Origin of the sequence: Streptomyces aureus (assembly GCF_001418135.1) — a bacterium.
Taxonomy (GTDB): Bacteria; Actinomycetota; Actinomycetes; order Streptomycetales; family Streptomycetaceae; genus Streptomyces; species Streptomyces aureus_A.
In genome coordinates this window covers 24494-35837 of record NZ_LIPQ01000349.1, presented here as the reverse complement: position 1 = coordinate 35837, position 11344 = coordinate 24494, and the positions used below count along the sequence as shown (strand labels likewise).

At 74.0% G+C, this 11344-nt stretch carries 9 protein-coding genes and 1 pseudogene; 6 read left to right on the top strand and 4 right to left on the bottom strand.

The window, feature by feature from the left end; all coding sequences use genetic code 11:
* A pseudogene (locus AOK00_RS26610) lies at nt 1-411 on the bottom strand (hypothetical protein); the annotation flags it as partial.
* A 180-nt stretch (nt 412-591) separates the two neighbouring features.
* On the opposite strand from AOK00_RS26610, the gene AOK00_RS26605 reads away from it, so the two are divergent.
* The 4 genes from AOK00_RS26605 to AOK00_RS26590 all read left to right on the top strand — a co-directional run bounded on the left by AOK00_RS26605 (nt 592) and on the right by AOK00_RS26590 (nt 3796).
* The gene (locus AOK00_RS26605; RefSeq protein WP_055602791.1) at nt 592-1461 is read left to right on the top strand and encodes an AAA family ATPase; all 870 of its coding nucleotides are present in this window, start codon (nt 592-594) and stop codon (nt 1459-1461) included.
* Nucleotides 1458-2873 (top strand): VWA domain-containing protein, encoded by a 1416-nt coding sequence (locus tag AOK00_RS26600; RefSeq protein WP_254047513.1) that lies wholly within the window; start codon nt 1458-1460, stop codon nt 2871-2873. The genes AOK00_RS26605 and AOK00_RS26600 overlap by 4 nt, the downstream gene beginning before the upstream one ends.
* A 61-nt stretch (nt 2874-2934) precedes the next feature.
* Entirely contained in the window at nt 2935-3144 is a 210-nt protein-coding gene (locus tag AOK00_RS26595; RefSeq protein ID WP_055602790.1) for a DNA-binding protein, read from the top strand.
* A 67-nt stretch (nt 3145-3211) separates the two neighbouring features.
* Nucleotides 3212-3796 (top strand): nucleosidase, encoded by a 585-nt coding sequence (locus AOK00_RS26590; RefSeq protein ID WP_173861636.1) that lies wholly within the window; start codon nt 3212-3214, stop codon nt 3794-3796.
* A gap of 51 nt (nt 3797-3847) precedes the next feature.
* On the opposite strand, the gene AOK00_RS26585 is transcribed toward AOK00_RS26590, so the two are convergent.
* Nucleotides 3848-5017 (bottom strand): alpha/beta hydrolase family protein, encoded by a 1170-nt coding sequence (locus tag AOK00_RS26585; protein ID WP_055602788.1) that lies wholly within the window; start codon nt 5015-5017, stop codon nt 3848-3850.
* A 527-nt stretch (nt 5018-5544) separates the two neighbouring features.
* On the opposite strand from AOK00_RS26585, the gene AOK00_RS26580 reads away from it, so the two are divergent.
* A complete protein-coding gene (locus AOK00_RS26580) occupies nt 5545-6669 on the top strand; it encodes an LLM class flavin-dependent oxidoreductase (RefSeq protein WP_055602787.1) in 1125 nt (374 codons plus the stop codon).
* Nucleotides 6666-8030, top strand: coding sequence for an NtaA/DmoA family FMN-dependent monooxygenase (locus AOK00_RS26575; protein ID WP_055602786.1), 1365 nt, complete (start codon nt 6666-6668; stop codon nt 8028-8030). The genes AOK00_RS26580 and AOK00_RS26575 overlap by 4 nt, the downstream gene beginning before the upstream one ends.
* A 99-nt stretch (nt 8031-8129) precedes the next feature.
* Here the strand turns inward: AOK00_RS26575 and AOK00_RS26570 are convergent, their stop codons facing one another.
* Both AOK00_RS26570 and AOK00_RS26565 read right to left on the bottom strand, forming a co-directional pair.
* Nucleotides 8130-10052, bottom strand: a complete 1923-nt coding sequence (locus AOK00_RS26570; RefSeq protein WP_254047512.1) for a CocE/NonD family hydrolase C-terminal non-catalytic domain-containing protein — start codon at nt 10050-10052, stop codon at nt 8130-8132.
* Nucleotides 10053-10230: 178 nt separating this feature from the next.
* On the bottom strand, nt 10231-11343 hold the full coding sequence (locus AOK00_RS26565) for a PP2C family protein-serine/threonine phosphatase (protein ID WP_055602784.1): 1113 nt from the start codon (nt 11341-11343) through the stop codon (nt 10231-10233).
* Nucleotide 11344: the final 1 nt, after the last annotated feature.

Here is an 11344-nt window from a genome sequence, read left to right as displayed (position 1 = left end):
CCCTGGTGCCGTCCCAACCGGCGTGGGGTGTACGGCGGGCGGCCCGCCCGGCTCGGGGTCCTCGGGGTGGCCCGGTCCGTCGGCGGGGCCCGCGGCGCCGTGCTCGCCACCCCCGGGTGCCGTGGGACCGGCCGGGGCGGTGGGACCGGCCGGGGTGGTGGACACACCGGGGCCCGTCGGGCCGCCGGGGGCGGCCGGCGGTCCCGCGTGGGCCGCGCGCCACGGTGGGGCACCCGGTTCCGTCAGGAGGTCGACCGTGGCGGCGGCGCTCAGGTGCCGGGCCGCGTAGGCCGCGAGTTCGCGGCAGGTGCTCGTCTCGTCGAGGGTCGTGCCTATCTGGCCGACCGCCTGCTCCATGGCCCGCACCCGGGTCAGGAGGGCCTCTTCCCGCTCCGCTTCCCGTTCCGCCACGACACCTCCATCGCCGCGCGGTCCCCGGGTGGCGTACCCGGTCTCCCCATTGCACCAGCGGGTGGCGCCCCGCGCGCGGCACGGACCTTGCGCGGGACGGTTGTGCGGCGGTGCCTGATCTGATCAAGTACAGCAGAGGCTACTGGCCAGTACGAAATTCCGCTCCCCGGGGGACAGCCCATGACGACCGGTTTCTTCAGCTCCGTCGACGACGTCGCCGATCGGCTCGCCGCGACCGGCTATCTCGCCTCACCCGCCGTCGCCACGACCGTCTTCCTCGCCGACCGCCTCGGCAAGCCGCTCCTCGTCGAGGGCCCGGCCGGCGTCGGCAAGACGGAGCTCGCCAAGGCGGTCACCGAGGTGACCGGCGCGCGTCTGGTCCGGCTCCAGTGCTATGAGGGCGTCGACGAGTCCCGCGCGCTGTACGAGTGGAACCACGCCAAGCAGCTCCTGCGGATCACGGCCGGGCGGGGCGAGTCCTGGGACGAGACGCGGACGGACATCTTCGGCGAGGAGTTCCTGCTCCCCCGCCCGCTGCTCACCGCGATCCGCTCCGAGCAGCCGACCGTGCTCCTCATCGACGAGACGGACAAGGCCGACGTCGAGGTGGAGGGCCTGCTCCTCGAGGTCCTCAGCGACTTCCAGATCACCGTTCCCGAACTCGGGACGATCAAGGCGACCCGGCGCCCCTTCACCGTGCTCACCTCCAACGCCAGCCGCGAGCTGTCCGAGGCCCTGCGCCGCCGCTGCCTCTTCCTGTACGTCGGATTCCCCGAGGAGGAGCTGGAGCGCAGGATCGTCACCCTGAAGGTCCCCGGCCTCGACGACGCCCTGGCCGCGTCCGTGGTGCGGGTCGTCGGGGCCCTGCGGGCGATGGACCTGCGGAAGGTGCCGTCCGTCTCGGAGACCATCGACTGGGCCCGTACGCTGCTCGCGCTCGGCGCCGACCGGCTGGACGAGGGCGTCGTACGCGAGACCCTGGGCGTCCTGCTCAAGCACCAGGACGACATCGTGCGGGCCGCCGCCAAGCTCGACCTGGACGCGGTGTGAGCCGAACCGTCGACGGCGTGGACGCCGCCACCGCGCCGACGACGGCCGCCACCCGCCTCACCGGTCTCGTCGGGGCGCTGCGCGCCCATGGATTCGGGATCGGGACCGGCGAGACGGTGGACGCCGGGCACGCCCTCGCCGCCGTCGGCTTCACCGACCGGGAGCGGGTGCGCGAGGCCCTCGCCGCGACCCTGCTCCACGGCGAGGCGCAGCGCCCCGTGTTCGACCGTGTCTTCGACCTGTACTTTCCCCTCGGCCACACCAGGGCCGCGGAGGCGCACGGGAACACCCCGGCCGGTCCGGCCGATCTCGCGGCCCTGCGCGACCGGCTCGCCGAGGCCCTCAGCACCGGCGACGGCGCCGCCCTCGACCGGCTCGCCGCCGAGGCGGTGGGCGGTTTCGGCGGCTACGGCTCCGGCCCCGAGTCGGACGGCTGGTCCTCGTACCAGACGCTGTCCCGGCTGCGCCCCGAGACGCTGCTCGTCCGGGTGCGGGAGCGGCTCCGGGCAGCGCCCGGGACGGAGGAGTCCGAGTTCACCGACCGGCTGCTCGACGACGAGATCCGGCGGCGCGTCGAGGCGTTCCGTGAGCGGGTGCGGACCGAGGCCCGGCGGCGCGTCGCCGAGCGCCAGGGCCGCGACCGGGTCGCGCGCCGGGCGGTCGCGGGCACGGCGGACACCGTCGACTTCCTGCTCGCCGGGCGGGCACAGCTGGACGAGTTGCGACGGACGGTACGGCCGCTGGCGCGGAAGCTGGCCACCCGGCTCGCGGCCCGGCGGCGCCGGGCGTCGCGCGGGGAGATCGATCTGCGGCGGACGCTGCGGCGGTCGCTGTCGACCGGCGGCGTGCCGGTGCGGCCGGTGCTGCGCCGACGCCCTCCCCGGCGGCCGGAGCTGGTCCTGCTGTGCGACGTGTCCGGGTCGGTGGCCGGTTTCGCGCAGTTCACGATGTTGCTGGTGCAGGCCCTGCACGACCAGTTCAGCCGGGTACGCGTCTTCGCCTTCGTCAACCGGGTCGACGAGGTGACGGGGCTGATCGCCCGGGGTTCCGCGGATCCGGCCGGGCTCGGCGACCGCATCCTCGCGGAGGCGGAGCTGACCGGCTGGCACGGGCAGAGCGACTACGGGACGGCCCTGGGCGAGTTCGCCGACCGGTACGCCGAGGCCCTCGGCCCGCGCACCGTGGTCTTCGTCCTCGGGGACGCCCGCACCAACGGCTCCGACCCGAACCTCGCGGCCCTGAAACGGATCGCGGACCGGGCCCGCCGGGTCCACTGGCTCAACCCCGAGCAGCCCTCGCTGTGGGGAACGGGCGATTCGGTGGCCCCGGCCTACGCCGGTCTCGTCGAGATGCGCCCCTGCCGGAACGCCCGCCAGCTGGGGGCTCTGATCGGTCGGCTGCTGCCCGTGTGACCGCGAGCGGCACAACGGCGGGGAGCGGACCGGAACCCTTCCCACGTGGCACCATCGGCCCATGGCCACCGGATCCGACCGTCCCGAGACGGAATTCCCCCGCGCCATCGGCGCGCCCGCCACCCGCGCGCTCGCCTCGGCCGGGTACACCCGGTTCGATCAGCTCGACGGGGTTCCCGCCGCCGAACTCGCCGCCCTGCACGGTGTGGGCCCGAAGGCGCTGCGGGTGCTCGGTGAGGAGCTCGCGGCGCGCGGTCTGTCGCTGCGGTGAGCGCCCGTCGGGCCCACCGGGGACCTCGGCTGTACGGCGGAAGGCGCCGCGAACTAGCGTGACCCCCATGGAACTCTTGGGAGAGATCACCGCCGACCGTCCACTGCTCGTCCTCGCCGTCAAGGAGGAGGCGCAGTTCCTGGACACGGACCTGCCGGTGCTGCTGACCGGCATGGGCAAGGTGAACGCGGCGACCGCGCTCGCGCTCGCCCTCGGCCGCGGCCCGCGGCCGTCCGGGATCGTGAACCTGGGTACGGCGGGGGCGCTGCGTCCCGGCATGACCGGGACGCATGTGGTCGGCACCGTGGTGCAGCACGACTTCGACGGCCGGCTGCTCGCCACGCTGACGGGCGAGTCGTACGGCGCGCCGCTGGCGCTCCCGGACGGCGGTGACACGGTCCTGGCGACCGGGGACACGTTCATCTCGGACGAGACCGCCCGCGCCCGGCTCGCGGAGCAGGCCGCTCTCGTCGACATGGAGGGGTACGCCCTCGCGCACGCCGCCGGGATCGCCGGGGTGCCGCTGCGGATCGTGAAGCACGTCAGCGACGAGGCCGGGGAGGGCGCCGCGCGCACCTGGCGTGAATCGGTCGCCGAGTGCGCGCGTGTTCTTGCCGACTGGGCGGCGGAGAACACCCCGTACCGCGCCTGAGGACGGCGGTCCCGGCGGCCGCCGCGTGACGGCCGCCGGGTTCCGGGCGGGTCAGCGGTGCTGGAAGTGGACCTCCGGGTTCGTCGGCGAGGGGGCGTCGAGCAGCGGGCGCGGGAGTCCGCGCAGATGCTGGTCGAAGAAGGCGGCGACGTACGTCCGGGTGACGGCGACGGCGCGGTCGGTGGGCAGCTCGGGCTGGGGCAGGCCGAAGTGGCGGGTGATCACGGGGCCGTCGGAGAAGGTGAAGTGCTCGGAGCCTGCCACGGTGACCCAGCGCTTCCATCCGTCGAGGCCGTTCCACGTCCGGTCCCAGGTGGCGTCCGTCCCTCCGGGCAGATGCATGGCGTCGTGGGTCCCGAGCATCATGAACGGGCGGCCCCGCAGGCCGTCCGCCGGCAGGTCCTCCCAGAAGGACCCGTCCATGTTGATCCCGGCGTCGACGCGCGGATCGGCCACCATCGCGGAGGCCGCGCTCGCCCCGCCGATGGAGTGGCCCGCCATGCCGATCCGACGGGCGTCGATCAGGCCGGCGTGCTTCCAGACGGGCCGGGGTCCGGTGAGCCGGTCCAGGACGTGGCGCATGTCGGCGGCGCGGGTCGAGGTGACCACGCTGCCGTGCACGCCTCCCTCGTCGAGGGCCGTGCAGGCGACGCAGGTGAGGGTGCGGCCGCCGGGAAGGCTGATCCCGTAGGACTCGTAGGCGTGGTCGACGGAGGCGACGACGTAGCCGCGCGAGGCGAGGTCCTCGGCGAGATGGGTGAGGGTCCAGCGGGAGACGCCGAAGCCCGGTGAGAGCAGTACCAGGGGGCGACGGCCCGGGGCCGGCCGCGCGTCGGTCCTGCTGTGGGTGCGCGTCCGGGCGAGGACATCGCCGGAGACACCGGGCCCGAGCTGCTCCGCGAGCAGTCGCGCCTCCTCCCGGGTGGCGTACGGGGCCGGGCGGCCTCCGACGGTGGCCGCGGCCGGGTAGTGGAGGGTGACCATCAGCGCGCGTCCGTCGGCGGTGGGAACCCACGGGTCGGTGCGGGACCGGTCGACGAGCGGCAGAACGGTGCTTCCGACGGAGTACGGCCCGGTGGGTGCGGGCAGCGCGGCCGCCTTCGCCGACGGTGCTGCCGACGGCGGCAGGGCATCGGGAGTGGCCGCGGTCGCCACACCCGCGGGTAAGGCGACGGAGCAGACGAGGAGGGCGGCGACGGCAGCCCTGGTGAATCGGATCATGAAGACACGCTAGAAGGCCCGCCACCGCATCGCGTCCTGCTGCGGGCCCATGTGCCGTCAGACCAGAGGTGTATGCGCCGCGGACCGGTGAAGTGGCTCCGGGACCGGCCCACTTGCCGGCGCCACGGCCGAACTCCCGTGCCGTCCGCGTCCGTCCGTCCGCCCATCTCCCGGAACGGCCTTGACAGCGCGGAAGGCGGCCTGCCTAAGCTGAAGCGCTCCCCTCCTGAACCCGGACGGGATCTCGGCCCGGACCCGCGGGGAGGCGGATGTGCGCGGAGCCAGCGCGAAGCCGCCCGGCCTCCGTCCCAGCCTCCGTCCCGGCCTCCGGGTGAGTGCGCGGCTCGTCTGCCGACGCCACGTCGACTTCTGCCGTACCTCCTCGGCCATCTGTCCTTCCGCCCGCGTCTGACCCACCCCTGTGGGTCCGCGCGTCCGCTGACATCCCGCCGCCCCGGCCCCGCGCCGCCGCGCCCGCGAGCGCCCGTGGGTCCTGTCGCGTGCCCCTGTCTTCCGGAAGGACTCCCATGCCCCGCCCCGCCCTGCGCCTGGCCGTCGAGATCGACGGTGACGGTGCCCATCCGGCCGCGTGGCGCCGTGCCGCGCACGCCCCCGGCGAGCTGCTGACCCCGCGTCGGCTCTCCCGGGTCGCGGCCGTCGCCGAGAACGCCGGTTTCACCCTGGTCACCCTGGACGACTCGATCCTGCCGCCGGGTTCCGGCGCCGGTCCCGCGGGCCGGATCGGCGCGGTCGAGCGAGCCGCGTTCGTCGCCGCGTCGACGAGCGTCCTCGGGGTGGCCCCGGTCCTCGCGACCACCTACGCCGAGCCGTTCCACGTGTCCTCGCAACTCGCCTCGCTCGACCATGTCTCGGCCGGCCGGGCCGGCTGGGTGGTGGGGGTGGAGACGGACCCCGCCGCCGCCCGCGCGTGGGGACGGCCGCCCGTCGAGGGGCCCGACGCGACGGCGCGCGAGGCCCGCGACGGACTCCGGGTCGTACGGGACCTGTGGGACTCGTGGGAGGACGACGCGGTGATCCGCTCGGTGGCCACCAGCCGCTATCTCGACCGGTCGCGGCTCCATCCCATCGACTTCGCCGGTGAGACGTACTCCGTGAAGGGGCCGTCGATCGTGCCGCGCCCGCCGCAGGGGAGGCCCGTGGTCCTCGCCCGCCCGGGGATCGTTCCGGCCGAGCTGACCGACGTGGCGCTGATCGGCGGCGGCGGCGTCGCCGACGTGGCCGCGGCGGCCGCGGGCGACACGGAGTCACCGCGCGCCTTCGCCGAGATCGAGGTCGCCCTCGACACCCCGAACGAGACGGCGGGGGAACGGATCACCGACCTGGAGCGGTACGCCCCGTGGACCGCCCGGCCGGACCGGCTGCGGTACACCGGACCCGCCGCCGGTCTGGTGTCCCTGCTCGCCGAGCTGAGCGGTCGCGTCGACGGGGTGCGGCTGCACCCGCTCGTGCTCGACGAGGACCTCGCCGTGCTCTCCCGGCTCGTGCTGCCCGAGCTGTTCGTCCGGCGGATCGCGGCCCGGCCGCTGCCCGGCACCACCCTGCGTTCCTCCCTGGGCCTCCCCCGGCCCCTCAGCCGCTTCACGGCGACCGACAGCGCCGCCGCCACGCCCGTACGGGAGGAGATCCGATGACCCGCACCGATCCCGCCGACGTCCCCCGTCCGGACGCGCAGCTGCACTTCGGGGTGTTCTTCCAGGGCGTCAACCACTGGACGATCTGGTCGGACCCTTCCAGCGGCTCCCAGATCGATCCGGCCTCCTTCCTCCGGGTCGCGCGGACCGCCGAGCGCGGGCTCTTCGACGCCTTCTTCCTCGGGGACGGTCTGCGGCTGCGCGAGTCGGAGGGCGGTATCCACGAGCTGGACGTTGCCGGCCGCCCGGACTCGATCACCCAGTTGTCGGCGCTCGCCGCCGCGACCGAGAGGATCGGCCTCGTCTCCACGTCCAACACGACGTTCAACGAGCCGGGCGACCTCGCCCGGCGCCTCGCCGGACTCGACCTGTTGTCCGGCGGCCGGGCCGGCTGGAACGTGGTGACCACGCACAACGCCTGGACCGGGGAGAACTTCCGGCGTGGCGGTTTCCTCGACCACGCCGACCGCTACCGGCGCGCCGAGGAGTTCCTGTCGGTGGCCCGGGCCGTGTGGAACGGCTGGGCGGCGGGTGCGGTGGCCGGGTCCGTCGACGCCCGGTCCTGGTCGGTGCCGGACGCGGTGGCACGCGTCCGGTCGAGGGGCGCGCACTTCGACGTCGACCTGGTGCCGACGCTTCCGCGCAGTGCGCAGGGGCATCCGGTGATCTTCCAGGCGGGCGACTCCGGCGAGGGACGGGACTTCGCCGCCCGTCAGGCTGACGTGGTGTTCTCGGCGCACGGCACGGACTTCGACGACGCGCTCGCCTTCGCCGAGGACATCCGGCGCCGGCTGCGGGCGGCGGGCCGGGCCGAGGACGCGCTGAGGATCCTGCCGGGGACGGAGATCGTCATCGGGGCCACCGAGAAGGAGGCGGAGGAGAAGGCGCGCTGGGTCCGCCTCGAACAGGTCACTCCCGCGGTGGCCCTCGGCATCGCGAGCCTGCTGTGGGGGTTCGACCTGTCGGGGCGGGACGCCGACGGGCCACTGCCCTCCGAGGACCCGGTGGTCGCCGCGTACGACGGGAGGTTCGGCACCCGTCAGCTGGGCGAGACCCTGGACACGGTGGCCGAATGGCGTGCGAAGGCCGAGGCCAACGGCTGGTCGCTGCGCGACACGGTCATCGAGCTCGGTCCGCAGCGGGGCCATGTGGGGACCCCGGCCGCGCTCGCCGAGAAGTTCGCCCGGTTCGTCCGGCACGGGGCCCTCGACGGCTTCAACATCTCGCCGTACCTGGTGCCGGACGGTCTCGACGACATCGTGGAGCTGCTCGTCCCCGAACTCCAGGAACGGGGCGTGTACCGGTCCGCGTACACGGGCACGACGCTCCGGGAGCATCTGGGGCTCGCCCCGGTGGTGTGACGCCCGGCCCCCGTGCGGGCCGACACCCGTGACGGACGGGCACGCGCGTGTGAAAATCGCGTGCCCGTCCGTCGTCGACGCGGGCGGGAACAGCCCGGGTCAGCCGAGCGGCAGTTCCAGGCGGGACGGTTCACCCTCCGGGGAGCCGATGACGGTCTGCGTCCAGGTGACGGAGGCGTCGCCGTACAGCGGGTCCTTGCTGTCGACGACCAGCATCAGCCGGTTCCCCGAGGGGATGTCGTACGCGGCGGCCTGGAGCCTCCAGGCGACGGTGGTGTCCTGTTCGGGCGTCAGGCCGTACACGTTGAGCGGCTCGTGGCTGATGATCCGGGCCGTGCCGTCCTCGGCGACGTCCAGGAGGTGGGCGTAGAGGCTCGCCGAGGTGGCCGTGGACCGGACGGTGAGGCGCAGCCGGGGGATGCCCCGGACGCGGCGGCCGACGCCCTCCCCGTCGGGCGAGACGAGCGGTTCGGTCGTCCACGCGACCGCGTGGCGGCGGTCGATCTTGTGGGTGTCGTAGATCTTGGGGTTGCCCCTCCACTCCGCCTGACCGGTCTTCATGATCGCGTCCATGGCGGTGGCCTCGGTGTCCACGCCCGCGAGGAACGCACGCCGCCAGCCGGTCTCCTCCGCCCCGGGCCCGCCCGTGGGGACGAGCCGGCCGTCGGTGCCGCCCGCGCCGTCGCCGGTGAGGCCGAACACCTCGGTGGTGCCGGTGACCTGGCTCCAGCCGGGACTGGTCTCGCGGCGGGCGGGCACGACGATCCGGTTCTCGCCGGTGGGTTCTCCGGTCTCCGGGTCCAGCACGGGTTCCGTCACGTACGAGAACATCACCTGGTTGCAGACCTGGGGCCACTCCTCCACGCCGTTGCGCTCGCCCGTGAGGTGGTGGTCGAGCCAGGCGTACGCCTCGGCCATGGGGAGGTTGACCTCGCCCCGGACGGCGGGCGGGCCGATGAGCGCGGGGCCCTCGGGCGCGGCGTGGTCGCCGATCCACATGTTGAGCCGCTTGGGCACGTCCAGGCCGTTGAAGGTCTCCAGGGTCTGGTTGACCGCGAAGAGGCTCTCGTGCCAGGTGTTGGAGAAGAAGGTCGGCGTGCCCTTCTCGTTGGTCAGGGTGAGGTACGACTCGGGGGCGCGCTTGAGGCCCCACTCGACGACGGCGTCCAGGTTCCGGTCGGCCTGGAAGTCGGCGAGGATCTTCCGGTTGGCCTCGTCGAACTTGCTCTCGACCGGTCCGCCGGTGAGGGCGAGGAGGGCCTTCACGGCCGCGAGGTGGCGGGTGTCGTGGTCGTAGAGGCTGGTCGCGAGGTTGCCCCAGGTGCTGAGGGCGACGACGGCGGCGACCCGGTCGTCGTGGGCGGCCACGAGCTGGCTGATGCCGGAGCCGTACGACTCGCCCATGAAGCCGATGACGCTCGGGTCGAAGCTGTCGACGGCGAAGTCGATGACCGCGGAGCCGTCGGCCCAGTCGTGGGGTCCGGCGACGTCGACGAAGCCGCTGGAGGTGGAGGGCAGTCCGGGGATGCCGAGGCCGCGCGGGGTGTAGGCGAGGACGTGATAGCCCTTGCGGGCGAGGACGAGGTACGACCAGAGGAACAGCGGCCAGCCGAAGGGGGTCCAGCCGGCGGGCACGACGACGAGCGGGTGCCGGCCCGGGCCGAGCTGCCGGAGGCTGAACGCGGAGAGCCGGACGTTCTCCGCGGCTCCCTCGCTCTCGGCGGCCCCTTCGATGCGGTGGTACGCGGGCAGCGCCAGGCCGCGCACCTCCTCGACGATCGCGGCGAGTTCGGCGGGGAGCAGCGCCGTGGCGGCGTCGGTGCTGTCGGTCGTGTCGCTCAGGAGGGCGTTGGCGAGGGTCTGGCCGAGCCGGACCGCGCCGGGGTCCACCGTTCCGTCGGCGGCCCACAGGCCGCGTGCGGTGATCCGGGAGGTCTCGGCCGCGGTCAGGGCCGCCGTGAGGTCCGGGAAGCCGGGAAAGTGTTCGGACGAGCCGGTGGTGAAGGGGTTCTCCTTGGGCACGTGCACCCGTTCCTCTCGACTGGACTGGTGACTGTCCGCGTGCGGACGGTCGCAAGCCTCACCTATGTGGGGCCGGAGCGGCCAGAGCGCACGAACAGCGCACGTGTCACGCAACCGGCCGGGAACGACACAAGCCGCCCCGAACTCGATGTTTGGGGACGACGAGGGCGGGTCGGGCTCAGCGGGATTCGGGCGGTACCGCCACGAGCAGGGCGGCGACGTCGTCGTCGAGGCCGCCGGCACCGTAGTCGGTGAGGTCCTTGTGGAGGAGGTCCGGCACCTCATCGGCCGGTTCCCTCGCCCAGCCGCGCAGGCGCAGTTCCAGCGGGTAGAAGGTGCCGGTCCGGTCGCGGGTCTCGCTCACGCCGTCGGTGTAGAGGAGCATCCGGTCCCCCGGCCCGAACGGCACCTCCTCGATGCGGTGGTGGGAGTCGGCGAGGCCCGCGAGGTTCACGGGCAGCGAGGGGTCGGCGAAGTGAACGAGCTCGACCGCCCCGCCGCGCTGGAGGAGCGGGGCGGGATGGCCGCAGCTGAGGAGCCGTGCGATGTCCTCGCCGTCGGGGAGTTCCACGAGGACGACGGTGGCGAAGCGTTCGGCGGCGTCGGAGTCCGGATCCCAGGCGCCGTAGCGGGCGAGACCCTCTTCGAGCCGGTCGGCGAGGGCGGCCAGGTCGGCGGCGTCGTTGACGGCGGCGCGGAAGGAGCCGAGGAGCACGGAGGCTGTCTCGACGGCGCCGAGGCCCTTGCCCTGGACGTCGCCGAGCATGATCCGCACCGCGCCGGGGACCCGTACGGCCTCGTAGAAGTCGCCGCCGATCCTGGCCTTGGCCGCGGCCGCCACGTACAGCAGATGCAGGTCGAAGCGGCTGAGGTGGGCGGGGATCGGACGCAGCACGACCCGCTGGACGACCTCGGCGACGGCGGTGAGTTCGCGCATGTCCCGCTCGTAGCGGGTGCGGACCCGGCTGACCCAGGCAGCGGCGGCGGTGACGCCGGCGATGACGGTCAGGTTCGCGACGAGTTCGGGCGCCGCGGCGAACTCGCCCCTGATGAAACTGAGGACGAGCCGGGCCACGACGGCGAGCAACCCGATGGCGATCGTCCAGGGCACGCTCCAGGTGACGGCGGCGAGCGCGGGCGCGGCGACGAGGAGCCGGTCGAAGCGCTCCCGGTCGGGGGTCAGCAGATCGGCGACGAACGCCACCGCCAGGACCAGGAAGGGCAGCGCGCGACCGAGGTTGAACTGGGTGCGCGTCGGGGCATCGGGGCGAGCCCCCAGACCTGCTGGCATT